General features: G+C 70.4%; 17 protein-coding genes. 8 read left to right on the top strand and 9 right to left on the bottom strand.

The window, feature by feature from the left end; translation table 11 throughout:
• Positions 1-137 precede the first annotated feature (137 nt).
• Positions 138-1,172 (bottom strand): hypothetical protein, encoded by a 1,035-nt coding sequence (locus tag H5411_RS29920; RefSeq protein WP_183125760.1) that lies wholly within the window; start codon positions 1,170-1,172, stop codon positions 138-140.
• 297 nt (positions 1,173-1,469) lie between these two features.
• Here H5411_RS29920 and H5411_RS29915 point away from each other — a divergent pair, with 297 nt between their 5' ends.
• From H5411_RS29915 to H5411_RS29905, 3 genes are read left to right on the top strand one after another with little or no spacing between them, the layout of a single operon-like run.
• The gene (locus H5411_RS29915) at positions 1,470-2,690 is read left to right on the top strand and encodes an AI-2E family transporter (protein ID WP_183125759.1); all 1,221 of its coding nucleotides are present in this window, start codon (positions 1,470-1,472) and stop codon (positions 2,688-2,690) included.
• On the top strand, positions 2,687-3,820 hold the full coding sequence (gene macS / locus H5411_RS29910; RefSeq protein WP_183125758.1) for a MacS family sensor histidine kinase: 1,134 nt from the start codon (positions 2,687-2,689) through the stop codon (positions 3,818-3,820). Before H5411_RS29915 ends, macS begins: the two co-directional genes overlap by 4 nt.
• Positions 3,817-4,473 carry a response regulator gene (locus H5411_RS29905; RefSeq protein ID WP_101436743.1) on the top strand — a complete coding sequence of 219 codons (657 nt, stop codon included), beginning with the start codon at positions 3,817-3,819 and terminating at the stop codon, positions 4,471-4,473. The genes macS and H5411_RS29905 overlap by 4 nt, the downstream gene beginning before the upstream one ends.
• A 2-nt stretch (positions 4,474-4,475) precedes the next feature.
• Here H5411_RS29905 and H5411_RS29900 read toward each other — a convergent pair whose 3' ends face one another.
• Positions 4,476-5,468, bottom strand: coding sequence for a hypothetical protein (locus H5411_RS29900; protein WP_312878649.1), 993 nt, complete (start codon positions 5,466-5,468; stop codon positions 4,476-4,478).
• Between the two features lie 129 nt (positions 5,469-5,597).
• On the opposite strand from H5411_RS29900, the gene H5411_RS29895 reads away from it, so the two are divergent.
• Positions 5,598-6,260 carry a DUF1707 SHOCT-like domain-containing protein gene (locus H5411_RS29895; RefSeq protein WP_101436741.1) on the top strand — a complete coding sequence of 221 codons (663 nt, stop codon included), beginning with the start codon at positions 5,598-5,600 and terminating at the stop codon, positions 6,258-6,260.
• A 58-nt stretch (positions 6,261-6,318) separates the two neighbouring features.
• Here H5411_RS29895 and ptsP read toward each other — a convergent pair whose 3' ends face one another.
• From ptsP to H5411_RS29880, 3 genes are read right to left on the bottom strand one after another with little or no spacing between them, the layout of a single operon-like run.
• The gene (gene ptsP, locus H5411_RS29890) at positions 6,319-7,995 is read right to left on the bottom strand and encodes a phosphoenolpyruvate--protein phosphotransferase (protein ID WP_183125756.1); all 1,677 of its coding nucleotides are present in this window, start codon (positions 7,993-7,995) and stop codon (positions 6,319-6,321) included.
• Complete coding sequence (locus H5411_RS29885; RefSeq protein WP_183125755.1) at positions 7,988-8,725, bottom strand: hypothetical protein; 738 nt, start codon at positions 8,723-8,725, stop codon at positions 7,988-7,990. Before H5411_RS29885 ends, ptsP begins: the two co-directional genes overlap by 8 nt.
• Before the next feature lie 28 nt (positions 8,726-8,753).
• Complete coding sequence (locus H5411_RS29880; protein WP_101436738.1) at positions 8,754-9,626, bottom strand: ribokinase; 873 nt, start codon at positions 9,624-9,626, stop codon at positions 8,754-8,756.
• Between the two features lie 343 nt (positions 9,627-9,969).
• On the opposite strand from H5411_RS29880, the gene H5411_RS29875 reads away from it, so the two are divergent.
• On the top strand, positions 9,970-10,707 hold the full coding sequence (locus H5411_RS29875; protein WP_101436737.1) for a TetR/AcrR family transcriptional regulator: 738 nt from the start codon (positions 9,970-9,972) through the stop codon (positions 10,705-10,707).
• Here H5411_RS29875 and H5411_RS29870 read toward each other — a convergent pair.
• Positions 10,704-11,441: an SDR family NAD(P)-dependent oxidoreductase gene (locus H5411_RS29870; RefSeq protein ID WP_101436736.1), complete on the bottom strand. Its 738-nt coding sequence runs from the start codon at positions 11,439-11,441 to the stop codon at positions 10,704-10,706. The two genes, H5411_RS29875 and H5411_RS29870, sit on opposite strands and share 4 nt — an antisense overlap.
• Before the next feature lie 152 nt (positions 11,442-11,593).
• Between H5411_RS29870 and H5411_RS29865 the strand changes: the two genes are divergently transcribed.
• Positions 11,594-12,334, top strand: a complete 741-nt coding sequence (locus H5411_RS29865; RefSeq protein ID WP_246369429.1) for an ABC transporter ATP-binding protein — start codon at positions 11,594-11,596, stop codon at positions 12,332-12,334.
• A complete protein-coding gene (locus H5411_RS29860) occupies positions 12,331-13,011 on the top strand; it encodes a hypothetical protein (protein WP_246369427.1) in 681 nt (226 codons plus the stop codon). The genes H5411_RS29865 and H5411_RS29860 overlap by 4 nt, the downstream gene beginning before the upstream one ends.
• A gap of 7 nt (positions 13,012-13,018) precedes the next feature.
• Here H5411_RS29860 and H5411_RS29855 read toward each other — a convergent pair whose 3' ends face one another.
• From H5411_RS29855 to H5411_RS29845, 3 genes are all read right to left on the bottom strand, one after another.
• Positions 13,019-13,657: a hypothetical protein gene (locus H5411_RS29855; RefSeq protein ID WP_244194653.1), complete on the bottom strand. Its 639-nt coding sequence runs from the start codon at positions 13,655-13,657 to the stop codon at positions 13,019-13,021.
• 51 nt (positions 13,658-13,708) lie between these two features.
• The gene (leuS, locus tag H5411_RS29850; protein ID WP_183125753.1) at positions 13,709-16,597 is read right to left on the bottom strand and encodes a leucine--tRNA ligase; all 2,889 of its coding nucleotides are present in this window, start codon (positions 16,595-16,597) and stop codon (positions 13,709-13,711) included.
• Between the two features lie 158 nt (positions 16,598-16,755).
• The gene (locus tag H5411_RS29845) at positions 16,756-17,913 is read right to left on the bottom strand and encodes an esterase-like activity of phytase family protein (RefSeq protein WP_167441952.1); all 1,158 of its coding nucleotides are present in this window, start codon (positions 17,911-17,913) and stop codon (positions 16,756-16,758) included.
• A 65-nt stretch (positions 17,914-17,978) separates the two neighbouring features.
• Between H5411_RS29845 and H5411_RS29840 the strand changes: the two genes are divergently transcribed.
• Positions 17,979-18,393, top strand: a 415-nt coding sequence (locus H5411_RS29840; RefSeq protein ID WP_183125752.1) for an SdpI family protein, incomplete at its 3' end; no start/stop codon positions are given.

The raw sequence follows: 18,393 nt of genomic DNA, 5'->3' as shown, positions 1-18,393 counted from the left end.
GGCGGTGCGGAATGCACCGGGGAATGCGTGCGCGGAAATTGCGCAGCGCGCGAAAAACCCGCGGGGTATCTGTCGATGACGGCTACGGCGCGCGAAGGCGTCCGAGGGTGCGTCAAAGACCCCGCGGGTGAAGTGGATCAGTCAGGAGTGACGCCGGGCTGCTCGCCCGGGGTGCGCGGAGTGTGCGCGAGGCCGTTGCGGGTCGATCCCGCCACGGCGTTGTCGACGGCGGCGGTGACCCAGGAGGGGACGCCGAAGTTCAGGCCGTCGAGGTGTCCTCCGGGCGCGGTGCTCCCACCGGCCGGGGAGTTCGGGATGGAAAGCGGCGCGACGGGAAGCTGCGCCGGGGAGAACGGCGCGCCGGGCAGACCGCGGTCGCCGTGGTGCCGCGACGGCAGTTCGGCGCCCTGCACCGGATCGACGGACTGCGCGGCCGCCGACGGGAAGACCGACTGCAGTGCGTCGGACGTGGTCATCGCGGCGGCGCCGAGGTTTTGGTCCGCCTGAGCGGGCTGCTCGGGAACGCCCGGCGCGGGAAGCTGCTCGCCGGAACCGGAAACCGGGGCGGCGGGCAGTTTCGGGAGGTCGACCAGGTTGGCGGGAGCGCTCGGGTCGAGCAGATCCCACAGTTTCCGGCCGAAGTCCTGTGCGGCGGGCGGCGGGGTGGTCGCGTCGGCGATCACCTGGCGGGCGTCCGCCGGTTTGCGCGCGATGTGCTCGAGCGAGCCGAGCGTGCGCTGCACCGGCTTGACGACCGCGTTCTGGCCGAGGTCGCTCACCGCGTCGCTGACCTTTCCGGCGGCCTCCTGGCCGCTGGCGAGGTCGTCGCGGTGCGGGCCGCCGAGCCGGTCGAGCGAGCAGGTGGGCCGCGACGTGCCTGGTTCAGACCACGTGGTGGCTCCCTGGCCGCACGACGAAAGCCCTTGCGCCGCACCGGTCACGTCGCCCGCGAACCGGGCCACGCCGTCGGTGACGTCGCCGATTCCGGCGGCCGTCGCGTCGGCGACCGGCGTGACGCTCGTGTCGACAGTGTCCGCCGAAGCGGCGGAGGAGGAGACGGCCCACGCGGCCGCGGTGGCCGCGAGCGCGCCGCCGACGACGAACAACGCACGCGACGCGAGACGGCCGAAGCGCGTCGCGCCCCGCCTCTCGTGCACAGCGTCGTTCGTCACAGGTGAATTCTCCTCAGGTAAAAATTGATTCCGGTTTTCGCCGGGAACAGCACAGTTCCGCGGTGGTGCAAAACCGAGACAACCAAATTTCCGGCCCGCCGCGCATCCTTGACACGACTTGATGCCACCATCGTGTGAACAACACAGAGTGTGGCCGGATCTCACGTTGGGTCATCCGCAGAGAAGACGGCCGGTTACTCCAGAGTCGGTACGCGCGGCCCCGGCGAAGCGGTGATTCGCGCCGGCCGCTGGGCGATCCGCCCGGTTTTCGCCGCCCGGGCCGATACGGTTGACCCCGTGAGCCAGCCTGGGCGCGGACAACGCGAACAACCGTCCCTTTCCGAACCAGTCGCCGACGTCACCGGCTTCATCCCGCGCGGCCTGCGCGTGTCCGCCGCGCTGTCGTGGCGGTTCATCGTGGTGATCGCCGCGCTGTACGCGGTGGTGTGGCTGCTGGGCTACCTCGCCTCGGTCGTGGTGCCGGTGTCGATCGCGCTGCTGCTTTCGGCGCTGCTGGCCCCGGCGGTGTCGCGGCTCGTGCAGGTCCGCTTCCCGCGCGGGCTCGCCACGGCGATCGTGCTCGTGGCCGGGCTCGCCGTGCTCGGCGGACTGCTGACCTTCGTGATCACCCAGTTCTCCAGCGGCCTCCCGGAACTGCAGCAGCAGCTGACCACGAGCCTCAACCAGATCAAGGACTGGCTGATCAACGGCCCGCTGCACCTGCGCCAGGAGCAGATCCAGGACTTCATCAACCAGGCGATCGGCTTCCTGCAGAACAACCAGGCCTCGATCACCACCACCGCGCTGACCACCGCGGGCACCGTCGGCGAGATCCTCACTGGCTTCGTGCTGACGCTGTTCGTCACGATCTTCTTCCTCGCCGGTGGCGACGGCATCTGGTCGTTCCTCGTGCGCGGCGTGCCGCACCGGGTACGCGACCGGGTGGATGTGGCGGGACGGCGCGGGTTCGCGTCGCTGGTGAGCTACATCCGCGCGACGGCGGCGGTGGCCGTGGTCGACGCGGTCGGCATCGGCATCGGGCTGTGGATCGTCGGCGTGCCGCTGGTCATCCCGCTGGCGACGCTGGTGTTCCTCGGCGCGTTCATCCCGATCATCGGCGCGTTGATCACCGGCGGCGTCGCGGTGCTGATCGCGCTCGTGTCGAAGGGCATCATCGGCGCGGTGGTCGTGCTGGCCATCGTGGTCGGCGTGATGCAACTGGAAAGCCATGTGCTGCAGCCGTTACTGCTCGGCCGCGCGGTGCGGCTGCACCCGCTCGCGGTGGTGCTGGCGATCGCCGTCGGCCTGGTCGCCGCGGGCATCGCGGGTGCGCTGCTCGCGGTTCCGCTGCTGGCCGTGCTCAACGCCGGGGTCCGGTCGCTGCTGCACGAGCACGATCCCGATCCGGCGACCGTCGACGCGCTGCACAGCCAGGCCGCGAATCCCAACGACGACTCCAAGGAAGGCGAGGACTCCGGCGACGACAAGGACGCCGGGTCCGGCGAAGACGAGAAGTGACTGTTCGATCCACCCGAGATCCGGCGACGCCGCTGTGGCGCGGTGTCGTGGTGCTGCGCGTCGTCACCTGGCTGTTCGCGTTGGCTGTGGTGATCGCGCACCACACCGACTTTCAACGGCCGTGGCTGGCGTGGCTCGTCGTCGGCGTGATGGGCGCGTGGTCTGCCGGGTCGAGTCTCGCGTACGTGCGCGAGAGCGGACGGCATCGCTGGCTGGTGATTCTCGACGTCCTGCTCACCACAGCGCTCATGCTCACGTCACCGTGGATCCTGTCGGACGCGCAGTACGACGCGGCTTCGCCGTTGATCACGACAGTGTGGGCGGCAGTCGCACCGCTCGCCGCGGCAACGCGTTTCGGCGCGCGCGGCGGCGTCGTGGCGGGCCTCGTCGTCGCAGTGGGAACTGGTCTCGCGCGCGAGAAGATCGACCTCGACGTTGTCCGTGACGGGGTTCTGCTGTGCGCGAGTGGTCTCCTTGTCGGCATGGCGGCAACGCTCGCGCGTACGTCCGCCGAAGCGCTCGCGCGCGCACTTCGCACCGAAGCAGCGACGGCCGAGCGTGAACGGCTCGCACGCTCGATTCACGACAGCGTGCTTCAGGTCCTCGCGCGCGTACGGCGGCGCGGTCTCGAAGTAGGCGGCGAAGCAGCGGAGTTGGCGCGGCTCGCGGGGGAGCAGGAGATCGCGTTGCGCGCGTTGGTGAGCAGCGAGCCGACGCGGTCCGGCGATACCGTGGACCTCCGTTCGGCGTTGCAACTGCTGGCGACCACGTCGGTGCAGGTATCGACGCCCGCGGGCACGGTTGACCTGCCCGCGCACGTCACCGAGGAACTCGTCGCGATCACCCGCGAAGCACTGGCTAACGTGGAGAAACACGCTGGTCCGGAAGCGCACGCCTGGGTGCTGCTCGAAGACCTCGGCGGCGAGGTCGTGGTGAGCATCCGCGACGACGGACCGGGGATCGAGGCCGGCCGGCTGGAACGAGCGGCGGCCGAGGGCCGTCTCGGAGTAGTGAAGTCGATTCGCGGCCGAGCGGAGGATCTCGGCGGGAACGCGGTGCTGGACAGCGCTCCGGGCCGGGGCACGGAGTGGGAAGTGCGGGTGCCAGCCACGATGAGGGGCGGACGATGACGGAACGGACGATCTCCGTGATGGTGGTCGACGACCACCCGATCTGGCGCGACGGCGTGGCGCGCGACCTCAGCGAGAACGGGTTCGAGGTGGCTGCGACCGCACCGGACGCTCCGGCGGCGATCCGGATCGCGCGCGCGGTGCGGCCGGACGTGGTGCTGATGGACCTGAACCTCGGCGGCACGTCCGGCGTCGAGGCGACCCGCGAGATCACCACGGCGGCCCCCGACACGCGCGTGCTGGTGCTCTCGGCCAGCGGCGAACACAGCGACGTGCTGGAAGCGGTGAAGGCGGGCGCGTCGGGTTACCTGGTGAAATCGGCGTCCGCGGCGGAACTGGTGGACGCGGTGCGCCGCACGGCCGACGGCGATCCGGTGTTCACCGCCGGGCTGGCGGGCTTGGTGCTCGGCGAGTACCGGCGGATGGCCGACGCTCCGGACGGCGCTCCGGAACCGCCGCGGCTCACCGACCGGGAGACCGACGTGCTCCGGCTGGTCGCTAAGGGGCTGACCGCGCGGCAGATCGCGGAGCGCCTGGTGCTGTCGCACCGGACCGTGGAGAACCACGTGCAGTCGACCTTGCGGAAGCTCCAGCTGCACAACCGGGTCGAGCTGGCGCGGTACGCGATCGAGCACGGGCTGGACGAGGACTGACCTCAGGAGGTCGCGACCCCGGCCGCCTGCTGCGCCGCGGCGAGTTTCGCCTTCCCCAGCCGCCAAGCCGGTTCGCCCGGATGCCACGCCGCGACGACGCCGTCGTCCACGATCAAGTCGCCCGCTTCGGTCCACTCCAGGCCGGAGTGCTTCAGGTTCTCCGTCGAATACGGCATCGACGGAGCCTCCTGCCAGGTGCCATCGCGCAGGTCCAGCAGCCACAGGTCCCGCGTCTGCGTGCCGGTTCCGGCGAATGACGGGGTGCCGAAATCGACCGCGGCGACGCTGCCGTCCCGGCTGGGCAGCACGTACGGGTTGGGCTGTGGCACCGGCAGCGCCACCGGTTTTCGCGCTCCGCTGCGCAGGTCGAACACGGTCAGGTCGGTGAGCCCGCCGAGAACGAGCCGGTCGCCGGCCGCGGCGAGAATGCGCGGCGACTGCTGCACGGTGCGTCCGGTGGCCGGGTCGATCAGCACGTCGACGGTCTCGGCGGTGCCGCCGCCGACGGTGATCAGCAATCCGTGCGACGTCTCCACCCGGACGAGCGTGCGGCAGGACGCCACGGTGCCGTGGCCGAACGAGACGCCGGTGAGCGCGACGTGTTCCAGCCGGCAGAGGTCCGGACCGTCCTCGCGGATCAGCCACACGCTGGTGCCGTCCGCTCCCGGGGCCGCGCTCACCGCTGTGCCGAGCGACCGCGGGGGCGAAAGCCCCAGGTAGACGTACACCTCGGCCGGGGCGCAGCCGGACTGCTGGCAGGTCGGCGCGGTCAGCACGACCGGGGTGTGGCCGACGCGCAGCACCGAAACCACTCGTTCCCCACCGGGGACGCCGGGCAGGGTGCCGCGCACGCCTGAGTCGGCGTCGAACACCGTCGGCGGCGACGTGGCCAGCAACAGTTCCACGCCGATGCCGTCAGTGGCGACGCGTCCGTCGAGGCCGGTCGGCGGGGGTGTGGTCGGGGTCGGACGCGCCGAACTCGCCGGCGCGGGCACCGGAGCGCCGCTCGTGCAGGAGGTCAGCAAGCAGCCGGCCGCGATCAGGGCGACCAGTGCGCGGGGTACGGGTCCGTTCAGGGTTTTTCCCCGATCTGCCAGCGGAAATCGAGTTCTACCATCGAAGCCATGGCCGAGGAAGAGACGACCGCCGCGCAGCCCGCGACCGAGACCAAGCCGTTGACCGCGCGCGACATCCGGGTGTCCGACGACGAACGCGAACACGTCGTCGGCGTGCTGCAGAAAGCCATCGGACAGGGAATGCTCACCCTCGACGAGTTCACCGAACGCACCGACCAGGCGCTCGCGGCCCGCACCCGCGGCGAGCTCAACACTGTCCTCGCCGACCTGCCCGGCCTGGTGCACCCGGGCGCGGCTCCGCAGTACGCGCCGCAGACCGAACCTCCCGGCTACGGGCCGAACTACGGACTGGGCCAGCGGCTCGAGCTCAACGCCAAGTACTCGTCACTGCAGCGCAGCGGCCCGTGGCAGGTCCCGGCCGCGATGGTGGTGCGCAACAAGTACGGCAGCACGAAACTCGACTTCACCGAGGCCCGCGTCGCCACCCCGGTGGTGCAGATCGAACTCGACTCGAAGTGGGGTTCGGTCGAGCTGATCATCCCGCAGCACGCGGCGGTGGATTACAACTCGATCACCGAGATCAAGTTCGGCTCGCTCGACGATAAGACCGGCAGCAACGGCCGCGCGGGCACCCCGCGCTATGTGCTGACCGGCCGCGTCCACGGAGGCTCGCTGGTCATCCGCCACCCTCGGCGGGGCATCTTCGGCTGACCAGCGTCCGGCGCCGGATCCGGTACCCCATCTCTCACCCGGATCCGGCGTCCCCCGGCTAGGACAGCGCGTCCGCGACCGCCTTGCGCGCCGAGACCGGATCGACGGTGGCCAGCGCCGCCTCCGCGATCTCGCGGGCCTGCTCCCGCGACACCGTCGACAGGCTCGCGCCGACCGCCCGGATCGCCGGGGCGTTCATCGACAGACTCGTCAGGCCGAGCCCGGCCAGCACCAGCGCGAGCCGCGGGTCGGCCGCGGCCTCGCCGCACACGCCCGCCGGTTTTCCGGTCGCTTCCGCCGCGTCGCCGATCAGCTTCAGCAAGCGGAGCAGACCGGGCTGCCACGGGTCGTTCAGCTTCGCCACCGCGCCGAGCTGGCGGTCGGCGGCGAAGGTGTACTGGGCCAGGTCGTTCGTGCCGACGGAGACGAAATCGACCACGCCGAGAATTTCCCGCGCCAGCACCGCGGCGGCGGGGATCTCGATCATCACGCCCGCCCGCGCGATCCCGGCGGCGCGCACGCGTTCGGCGAACCAGGCGGCTTCCTCGACGGTGCCGACCATCGGGGCCATCACCGAAACTTCCGCGCCGGAATCCTCCGCCGCGCCCGCGATGGCTCGCAGCTGCCGGTCGAGCACCTCCGGCCGGTCGAACGCGATCCGCAGGCCGCGGACGCCGAGCGCCGGGTTGGGCTCGTCCTCCGGGGACAGGAACGCGAGCGGCTTGTCCGCGCCGGCGTCCAGCGTGCGCACGATGACCGGCTTGCCGCGGAACGGCGAAAGCACTGCGGCATAAGCTTTTCGCTGCTCTTCGACAGACGGCTCGGCCGGCGCGTCGAGGTAGCAGAACTCGGTGCGGAACAGCCCGACGCCCTCGGCGCCCGCGTCCGCGGCGGCCTGCGCGTCGGCCGGGGAGCCGACGTTGCCGTACACCTTCACCCGGTGCCCGTCGGACAGTTCTCCGACGCCGTTCCACTCGGCCGGACCAGCAGCCGCGGCAGTGACGATTGGCGCGGACGGGTCGACCGCCTCGACCACGCCGGTGTCGCCGTCGACCGACAGCGCCTCGGCGTCGGAGGCCAGCAGCCCGCGCACCGCGACGACGGCCGGAATTCCCAGCGCCCGCGCCAGAATCGCGGTGTGACTCGTCGGGCCGCCCTCCTCGGTGACCAGCGCGAGCACCTTCGCCGGGTCGAGCCCCGCGGTGTCGGCCGGGGCCAGGTCGCGCGCGACGAGCACGCTCGGCGACGCCAGCTCGGGCACGCCGGGCGGGGCGACGCCGAGCAGTTCGGCGACGATCCGGTCGCGCACGTCCCGGACGTCGCGGACCCGCTCGGCCATGTACCCGCCGGCGGCCGCCAGCGCGTCGGCGAAGCCTTCAGCGGCCTGGTAGACGGCGCGGGCCGCGGGTAGGTTCCGCGCCGTCACCAGCTGTTGAGCCTGAGCGGCGAGCGCCGGGTCGGCGGCCATCGCGGCGGTCGTGACCAGGATCGTCGCGGCCTCGCCGGTCGCGGCCTCGGCCAGCGCTTCCAGCCGGGCGGCGACCGCTCGCGCGGCGGGTTCGATCCGGGCCGCCTCCGCCGCCGGATCGTCCGGCGCGGGCGTGCTGGCGGGTTCCCCGATCGGCTCGGCGACCCGAACGACGGGTCCGCTCGCGCGTCCGGGGCTCACCGCGACCCCGGTCAGCGAGGAAGGGCGCGACAGCGACTCGGCCGGAGCGGCGGCACTCTCAGACATGGTCTAGACCATAGCTCACATAGACGGCGATCTCCCGCGGCGCCGCACCCATTTCCCGATTTCGCATCCGTTCGACCACCGGACGCACCTCCTCGTGCCACCAAGCGCGGGCCAGTTCGGCGCGGTCGCGCAGCACCCGGCCCCGCAAAGTCTGCCGGAAACCCCAGGCCTCCGCCGAGTCCGCGAGCCGGAACCAGTCGGCCGGATCGTCCAGCCACAGGTCGGTCCGGTCGGCGTCGGCGAGCGGAACCCGTTCCAGGAACATCCGTTCGGCCCTCTTCGACGGCAGGTCCGCGAGAGTCAGGCAGCGCATCGCCCAGGCGACCGTGCAGACCGACCGCACCTCGGCCAGGACCGTCTCCGCGCCGCGCGCCCTGGCCAGCGCGATCCGGTGATGTCCGTCCTCCACGAAGTACATGTCGCCCAACCGCACGAGCCGCACCGGCGGAAGCTCCCCGACGGCGTCGGCGATCGCCCGCCAGCGGTCTCGCAGCGCGCGGTTTCGGGGCCGGAACAGCCGGTCGAAATCGTCGGCGCGCGCGAGGGAACCCACGACGCCGTCAACCGGGACCGGGCGCAACCCTTCGTAAGTTTCCGCTGTTCGGCCCAGTGCGGCGAGCGTCTCGTCGAGCGGCATCAAAGCCAGCGGATCACGCGGCCGCGCCGCCGCGATCCTCCGCAACCGGGTCGCGTACCCCTGCCACCACGCCGAACCGAACGAATCGCCCACGTGACCTGCAACACGGTCCGGACGTGCCTCATTCCAGCTCGGCGGCCGTCGGATACGACGGCTGGGCGCCCCGGCGGGTCACGGTCACCGCGGCCACCTTCACCGCCCGCTCAGCGGCTTCGACCAGGTCAGCGCCGTCCGCGAGGGCCGCCGCCAGCGCACCGGCGAACGCGTCGCCCGCGCCTGTCGTGTCGACCGCTTCCACCTTGGGCGACTCGACCGTTGTCGACTTATCGCCTTCGAGTACCGCCGCGCCCTTGGCCCCGAGCGTGACGACGGCCGCGCGCGGGCCGAGGTCGAGCAGTTTGCGCGGGTCAGCGTCCTCCGAGCCGAGCAGGTACGCGGCCTCGTGTTCGTTGACCAGCAGGACGTCCAGCGCGGCCAGCGTTTCCGGCGACACCTCGGCCGCCGGCGAGAGGTTCAGCAGCACCCGCACGCCCTTTTCGCGCGCCCGCACCACCGCGCGCTCGATCGTCGGCAGCGGCACTTCCAGCGAGGCGACGAGCACGCGTACGCCGTCCAACGCCTCGTCGGTGATGTCCTCGGGTTCCAGCGCGGAGTTCGCGCCAGGGGAGACGAGGATGGAGTTTTCCCCGTCCGGAGTCACGGTGATGTAGGCGATTCCCGTAGGCCGCTCGACGGTCCGGACGAATTGCGTGTCGACCCCCGCATTCGCCAGCGAGTCCCGCAGCAATCGACCGTAGGGATCGTCGCCGACCGCGCCGAGCAACGCGACGTCCGCACCGAGTTTTCCCGCCGCGACCGCGGTATTCGCGCCCTTGCCGCCAGGGGACAACGCGGTGTCGCCGCCCAGCACCGTCTCGCCGCCGCCGGGTCGACGGTCGACCGGCACCACCAAATCCGCATTCGCGGACCCGACCACCAGTACCGCATGACTCATGGCCGCCACTTTGCCATGACCCGTCCTTTCCGCCCCCGGTGCCCGAAAGTGAAAGTGTTTGTAACTTTCTCGGCGCGGAGTGCGACAATCAGGCGGAACAGCGAACGGCCGTCACTCGATCGGGGGATCCGTATCCCCCAGGCGTCACTTCCGTGCCGGGCTTCGCTCTTCTTCGAGCGTCACTGGCCTTGAGCCGATGACGTTGCCCCGACCGGAAGCGCACCGGAGAGGGCATCGGGTCGCCGGCGCCGATCACGTAGCCCCCCGAGTGATCGGCGTCGGCGGCGCCCCGATTCGCGCGCCGGGCAGCTGAATCGGTGTCCAGACCACCTAGACTGCCCAGATGAGCAGCCCCACACGCAGGGGTCGCGCGCGAGCGGCTACCGAAGCGGACATCCGCCGGACCGCGCGAAACCTGCTGGTAGGCCAGGGCCCGGAGGCCGTCACGCTGCGGGCCATCGCCCGGGAGCTGGGGATCACCGCACCGGCCCTCTACCGCTACTACGAATCCCGCGACGACCTGCTGGAAAACCTCCGTCTCGACGTCTGCACCGACCTCGCCGCCGAAATCGCCGAGGACATCGCGGAGCTGAAGGACGAGGGCCTGCTGCAGCTCTTTCAGATCTGCAAAGGGTTCCGCCGCTGGGCGCTGACCCACACCAAGGAATTCACGCTGGTGTTCGCGTCGCCGACCGGGTCCACCGGCACCGCGACCGGCAGCGCGCTGCGCAGGCTCGACGAGCCGTTCGGCCGGATCTTCCTCGCCGCGGCCGGCCACGTGCTCGCCCAGCACGACCTGGTCATGCCGCCGAACGACGTGGTCCCGCCCGAACTCCGCGACGACCTCACCGCGTTCCAGCAGGACCTGCTGACGGTGCTCAAGGAGTCCGGGCGGGAAATCCCGCCGGAGAAGCTGGACCTCGGGCTCACCTATCTGATGATCACCTTCTGGGCGCGGCTCTACGGCCACGTGACCCTCGAGGTGTTCGGCAACTACCCGATCCCGGTGTCGAAACCGGACGTCCTGTTCGAGGCCATGCTCACCGACCTCGCGCGAGACGTCGGCCTCTACTCGGATTAGGCCGCGTGGCCGCCGTCGACCGAGATGGTCGAGCCGGTCACGTACGCGCTGGCCGGCGAGGCGAGGAACGCCACCGTGTCAGCCACTTCCGCGGGCTTGCCGTACCGGCCGACCGCGGTCATCGACGCCTGGTCCGCGGCATAGGGGCCGTCGGCCGGGTTCATTTCGGTGTCGGTGGGTCCCGGGTGCACCAGGTTCACCGTCACGCCGTTCGGAGCCAGTTCACGGGACAGCGCCTTGGTCAGCCCGACCATCGCGGACTTGCTGACCGCGTACAGCACCATCCCCGGTCCCGGCACGCGATCGGTCACGCAGCTGCCGATCGTGATCACGCGGCCGCCTTCGCCGAGATGCTTGGCCGCCGCCTTGGTCGCGGCCAGCACACCGCGCACGTTGACCGCGAGCACCCGGTCGACGTCGTCCATTCCGGTCTGCTCCAACGGCCCGACGAAACCGACGCCCGCGTTGTTGACCAGCACGTCCAGCCGCCCGAACTCGGCGACCGCCGCTTCCACCGCGGCTTCCACCGCCGCCGAATCCGCGTTGTCGGCGCCGACCGCGAGCGCACGCCGTCCGAGCGCCTTGATCCGGTCGACCACTTCCGCTGCCTGCTCGGCGTTCACCGCGTAGGTGAGCACCACATCCGCCCCAGCCTCGGCGAGCCGCAGTGCCGTCGCCGCACCGATTCCGCGGCTCCCGCCCGTCACCAGCGCCACTTTGCCGTCGAGGTTCATGTCCGTCCTTTCAGTTTGTTTTGCTTTCAACCATCGAAGCGCCGAACAACGGGCGAAGCTGGCGTCTTTCGGTCGTGGCGGTCCGATTCCGCGCCCGGACGGCCACAGCCTGTGACAAACTCCTGCCAGCGGGAGAACGGGGGAGGGACGGGTTGCTGCACGTCCAAGAGCTGGTGAAGGTCTACAGCCAGCGCCGCGTGGTCGACACCGTGTCGTTCAGCCTGCGGCCGGGCACGGTGACCGCCTTTCTCGGACCGAACGGCGCGGGCAAATCGACCACGCTGCGGATGATCTGCGGCCTGACCACGCCGACGTCCGGCACCGCGACCATCGCCGGCCGCCGCTTCGGCGAGTGGCCCAACCCGGCGCACGTCGCGGGCGTGCTCCTCGACGCGTCCGCCGTGCACCCCGGCCGCACCGGCAGGCACCACCTGCTCAACGCCGCGAAACTGATGCGGCTGCCCGCCACCCGGGTGGATCAGGTGCTCGGGCAGGTCGGCCTCGCCGACGCGGCGAACCGGCGGATCGGCAAGTACAGCCTCGGCATGCGGCAGCGGCTCGGCATCGCGCAGGCGCTGCTGTGCGATCCGCCGGTGCTGATCCTCGACGAACCGATCAACGGCCTCGACCCGGACGGCATCCGCTCCACCAGGCAGTTGCTGCGCGGGTACGCCCAGCGCGGCGGCACCGTGCTGCTGTCCAGCCACGTGCTGTCCGAAGTGGACCAGACCGCGGACCGCGTGGTGATGATCGGCCAGGGTCGCGTCGTCGCCGACGGTCCGCTGGAGAGCTTCGCCGGACCGGCCCGCACGCTCATCCGCGCCACCGACCTGCCCCGGCGCAGCGGCGCGCGTCGTTCGGCACCGTGGTGGGCGTCGAGCTGCGGAAGATGACCGCGACGGTGGCGGACAAGATCCTGGTGCTCTCCGCGCCGGTCCTGTTGGTGACGCTGTCGCTGCTGTTCTTGCAGGGCGGAATGCGCGACTACACGCTCGACAAGCAGCTGTTGCCGGTGTTCCTCACGATCCGGCTCGGCGCGGTCCTGATGAACGTCGTGCTCGTGAAGCTGATCGCCGCGGAATGGCATTACCGCAGCGCGCAGCCGACCCTGCTCGCCCAGCCGTCGCGGCTGCGCTACGTCCTCGCTCAGGCCACCATCGCGTTCGGCGTCTGGCTGGTCGCTTCCGGGCTGCACCTGCTGATGACCTTCACCTACTACCGAAGCCGCCTCGACGCGTACGACACACAATTCCTGCTCGACGCCCGGACGGGCTCGATGGTCGCGACGATTCTGCTCGGCGGATTCTGCATGACCCTGTTCGCAGTCACCATCGGCTGGCTGATCCCCAACACCGCCGGAGCGATCACCGCCTACGTCCTGCTGTCGCTGCTGTTCGTGTTCCTGCAGAGCGGCATCGACTACGCGGGATGGGTCGATCCCGCCGAACCCGCGCGTCAGCTCGCGGGGATCGCCAAGCACGGACCGGTCGCGCTGGCGGCGTCGCTGGTGGTGTGGATCGGCCTGGCCGGGGTCGCGATCTGGCGGGCGGGCACGCGAGAAGCGGCGTGACCCCAGCTCAGCCGGCCAGCGAGCCGCCGCCGGGGTCGACTGTGTTCAGGTAGTCCTCGGTGGCCTTCTGCGCGTCCGGACAGAACCGCTGAGCGGTCTGGCGATCGACGTCGACGCTGTCGCCGGGGACCGGACCTTGGCCCAATTCGGCGCCGACCCGGACGGTGAGCACCTGCGGCGAACCAGTATTCACCGCGACCTTGCAGCCGTACCCGTCGAGCTGGGAAACCGCGTAGTAGCGGTCCAGCACCAGCATCCGGCGGAAGTGGTAGACGCTGTAGTCGTAGACCTTCCACCAGCCCGGCCACGGCTCCGGGATGCGCTGGTCCGGGTCCATCGAGCCGACCTCGACCTGCGTGCCCGCCGACCGCTTCATGACGCAGGCCTTGGCATACGGGTTGTACGTCGGCGAACTGCCGCCGAGGGTGCCCAGCAACGCCGGGTTCTTCTCGAACTGTGAACAGTCGCCGGGGAACAGCTTCGGCCGGCTCGTGATGACGGGCAGCGTGTCGTACGCGATCGAATCCGCTGGCAGCCGCGGCGCGGGCTTCCCCGGTGGCGGAGCAGGAGCGACGGCGCACCCGGAAAGCACTGCCGCCGCTACGACAGTGGCCACAGTGACCGCAGTGATCGCCCGGTTACGCACGGACAGCACAGTACCGGCCCGGGATCGGCTCCCGGGCCGGAATGCGCTTTTTCAGAGCACGATGTTGACCAAACGGCCCGGCACCACGATCACCTTGCGCGGCGTCTTGTCGCCGACCAGCGCGGCGATCTTCTCGTCGGCCAGCGCGGCAGCCTGCACCGCGTCGTTCTTCGCGTCCGCGGCCACGGTGATCCGCGAGCGGACCTTGCCGTTGACCTGGATCGGGTACTCGACCGAGTCCTCGACCAGGTACTTCTCGTCCACGACCGGGAACGGCCCGTGCACCAGCGAATCGGCGTGGCCCATCCGGTGCCACAGCTCCTCGGCCACGTGCGGGGCCAGCGGAGCCAGCAGCAGCACCAGCGGTTCGGCCAGTTCGCGCGGGGTCGCCGCGGCCGAGCCGTACACCTTGGTCAGGTGGTTGTTCAGCTCGATCAGCTTCGCGCCCGCGGTGTTGAACCGCATCTCCGCGTAGTCCTCGCGGACCCCGGCGATGGTGCGGTGCAACAGTTTCCGGTCCGCCTCGGTCGCCTCGTCCGCCGAAACCCGCAGATCGCCGGTCTGCTCGTCGACCACCAGCCGCCACAGCCGCTGCAGGAACCGGTGCGCGCCGACGACGTCCTTGGTCGCCCACGGCCGCGACATGTCCAGCGGCCCCATCGACATCTCGTACACGCGGAAGGTGTCCGCGCCGTAGGTGTCCGCCATTTCGTCCGGCGTCACGGCGTTCTTCAGGCTCTTGCCCATCTTGCCGTATTCCTGCTTGACCTCTTCGTCGCCGAAGAAGAACTTGCCGTCGCGCTCGACGACCTCCTCCGCAGGCACGTACACACCGCGCTTGTCGGTGTAGGCGAACGCCTCGATGTAGCCCTGGTTGAACAGGCGGCGGTACGGCTCCTTCGAGGAGACGTGGCCCAGGTCGTACAGCACCTTGTGCCAAAAGCGGGAGTACAGCAGGTGCAGCACCGCGTGCTCGACGCCGCCGACGTACAGGTCGACGCCGCCCGGGTCGTCCACGCCGTGCTCAGCCGGGCGCGGGCCCAGCCAGTAGGCCTCGTTCTCCGGCGCGCAGAACACGTCCTGGCTCGCCGGGTCGACGTAGCGCAGCTGGTACCAGCAGGAACCGGCCCACTGCGGCATGACGTTGGTGTCGCGGCGGTACTTCTTCGGCCCGTCGCCCAGGTCCAGGGTGACCTCGACCCAGTCCTTCGCGCGCGACAGCGGCGGCGACGGTTCGGAATCGGCGTCGTCCGGGTCGAAGGTCTTCGGCGAGTAGTCGTCGACCTCCGGCAGCACGACCGGCAGCTGGTCCTCGGGCAGCGCGATCGGCAGGTTGTTCTCGTCGTAGACGATCGGGAACGGCTCGCCCCAGTAGCGCTGGCGCGCGAACAGCCAGTCGCGCAGCTTGTACTGCACGGTGCCCTCGCCCGCGCCGCGGTCCTCCAGCCAGGCGATGATCGTCTTCTTGGCGTCCGCGACGCCCATGCCGTTCAGGTCGACGGTGTCGTTGGCGGAGTTGATCGCCGGACCGTCGCCGGTGAACGCCTCGCCCTCGAAGCCCTCGCCCGGGTCGACCGTGCGGACGATCTCCAGCTCGAACTTCTTCGCGAAATCCCAGTCGCGCTGGTCCTGCGCGGGCACCGCCATGATCGCGCCGGTGCCGTAGCCCATCAGCACGTAGTCGCCGACGAAGACCGGGATTTCCTTGCCATTGACCGGGTTCACCGCGTAGGTGCCGGTGAAGACGCCGGTCTTCTCCTTGTTCTCCTGCCGGTCCAGATCGGACTTGCGGGAGGCGGCGGCCCGGTACGCGGCGACGGCCTCGACGGGCGTCTTCGCGCCGCCGGTCCAGCTCTCCGGGTGCTCGCCCGGCCACTGCGCCGCAGTCAGCTTCTCGACCAGCGGGTGCTCCGGCGCGATCACCATGTAGGTGGCGCCGAACAGCGTGTCCGGACGAGTGGTGAAGACCTCGATCTTCTCGTCACCCGCGGCGAACGAGACCCGCGCGCCCTGCGAACGGCCGACCCAGTTGCGCTGCATCGACTTGACCTTTTCCGGCCAGTCCAGCAGGTCCAGGTCGTCGACCAGGCGGTCGGCGTACGCGGTGATCCGCATCATCCACTGGCGCAGGCTCTTGCGGAACACCGGGAAGTTGCCGCGGTCGCTGCGGCCGTCCGCGGTCACCTCCTCGTTCGCGACGACGGTGCCCAGGCCGGGGGCCCAGTTCACCGGAGCCTCGGAGATGTAGACCAGCCGGTGGTCGTCGATGATCTTGCGCTGCTCGACGTGGCTCAGCTCGGCCCACGGACGGCCGTCCGGCGTCGAGCGCTCGCCCGCGGCGTACGCCTTCTCCAGCTCCTCGATCGGACGCGCCTTGCGGGCGTCCTCGTCGTAGTAGGAGTTGAAGATCTGCAGGAAGATCCACTGGGTCCACTTGTAGTAGTCCGGGTCGATCGTTTCGATCGACCGGCGCTCGTCGTGTCCCAGGCCCAGCCGCTTCAGCTGGCGGCGCATGGTGGCGATGTTCTGCTCGGTCGTGGTGCGCGGATGCGTGCCGGTCTGCACCGCGTACTGCTCGGCGGGCAGGCCGAACGCGTCGTAGCCCAGCGTGTGCAGCACGTTCCGGCCGATCATCCGGTGGTAGCGCGCGTAGACGTCGGTGCCGATGTAGCCCAGCGGGTGCCCGACGTGCAGGCCGGAACCGGACGGGTACGGGAACATGTCCTGTACGAACAGCTTGTCCGAGGGCACCGGCTCGCCCTCTTCGGCGAGCGGGCCGACCGGGTTCGGAGCGTGGTAGGTGCCGTGGTCGGACCAGTGGTCCTGCCAGCGCTGCTCGATCTGCCCGGCCAGCTCCGCGGTGTAGCGGAACGGCGGGGCGTGCTCAGCGTCCGCGACGTTCTTCGTCGCGGCCCCGGTGGCCTCGTCAGACCCTGTCATCGCCGTCTTCCTCCGTGTCGAGCCACTCCAGAAACAACTCGACCCCCCAAGCCAGAAGGCATGAGGGGTCGCCGCGCCGAGCCGGTCATCGGACCAGGTCAGCGCGGCAGGCCAAGGAGCAGCCGAGCCATGTTCACGCACTCATCGTAACGCCCTGGTCAAAGCCGTTCCGACGGGACCGCCAAAGCGACGACCTGGGTCACTTGGGACGCGGAGAAGTTGTTGTCGCTGACGAGCACGAGACTGCGCTCCCCGGACGGCAGCGCCGGTCCCCAGGTCATCCCCTCGATGTTGTCCACCGTGGAAAGCGGGAGGTCGGAGAGGTCGGCGAGCAGCTTCTTCTTGACCGGCCGGACGTGCTCCGCGGTTGCCAGGGACGGGGTGTGGAGGACGTTCGTCGCGCCGGTGGTGTCGATCTCGAAGATGCGCACCTTGTTGCCGACGCCGGTGACGAAGGACCGCTCCATCATCAGGAACTTCGTCGGATCGGCCTGGTTCACCGCGAGCATCGACGAAACGCCGGTGTCCGCGAACCCGGTGGCCGGCTTCGGCGCGGAGAAAAGCTTCTCCTGCGGGTACGCGTACTGCGCGAGCACGGGTCCGGACCGGCGCTGGAGAGTGATCCGCGACAACGCCCCCGACGTCGGCGTGGGCGGCGGGCCGTCCTGCCGCAACGGTGCCTCGACCTCGCTGGCCAGCAGCGTGCCGAACCCGGTGTAGGCGAGGCCTTCGAGGACGTAGTTGCGGCGCGGACCGGCGTCCGGAGTCATCCGCTCGTTGGCGGGCAGCGGCAGGTCGCGGACGTAGTGCCCGTCGCGGGTGGCTTCGCGAATCGACGGCTGGATCAGGTGCTGGTCAGCGAGCCGGTCGCCTTCCTGCGACCAGACGTAATGCCCGCTCCACGGGTCGACGCGCAGTTCCTCCGGATCGATCGTCTGCTCGTTCTGCGGAGCGGCCGGGTCGTTCTTCGCGAGCGGCGGGTACGGCGTGCCGTCCGGGCGCAGCAGCGGATGCGTGCCGGTGAAGGTGACCGGACCCACACCTTTGGCGCTGACGTCGAACTTCGCGGTGTAGAAGCGGGCCGGGTTGACGGCGGACCGGTCGTCGCTGATGAAGACGTAACCGCCGGTGCGCGGATCGAAGTCGACCGACGACAACCCGCCGACGGTGGTGCCCTGGAACTGCAGGTTGTGCGGTACGAGCTGCTCGCCAAGCAACCGGACCGGACGCTGTGACGCCTGCGCTGTTCCCGGAACCAGCAAGGACACGGTGACGATCCCGGCGGCGAGCAGCCGGCGTCGCGTGGACGAAGACATGGCCCGTAGCACAGCCGACGAGGGTATCCGGGGCATTGCCGCGAGGTCACGCTTATCCTCAGGGGGTGTTCGCTATCGCGCTCGTCCCGATCGTCCTTGGTGTCGTCGTCGGCTGGGGTGGTTTCCTCGGCGTGCGCGGACGCCTGACCAGGGCAGGCGGGGCCGGAGTCCGGACCGAAGCCTCGATGCGCAGCGAGGAGGCGTTCCAGCTGGCCAACCGGGTGGCCGGAATCCCGACGCTCGCCGGAGGCGCGGCCGCGGTCGTCTGCGGACTCGCCGGTCTCGCGATCCCCGCCACCGCGGGCCTGGTGGCCGCCGCGATCGTCGGACTGCTCGGCCTGCTGGTGATGGTCGTCGCCGGTGCCCGGATGGGCGCGCGAGCGGCCCTGAGCGTGCCCGCGCCCTCGCCGGCCCCGGCCGGTTGCAGCGGCTGCGCGTGCGGTGCCGGCGGCTGCGGAGTCCTGCAGAAGTCCAGCGACG

Source organism: Amycolatopsis echigonensis, assembly GCF_014174495.1.
GTDB lineage: Bacteria > Actinomycetota > Actinomycetes > Mycobacteriales > Pseudonocardiaceae > Amycolatopsis > Amycolatopsis echigonensis.
Note: the sequence above shows the minus strand (reverse complement) of the source record. Positions and strands in the feature narration are given on the sequence as shown.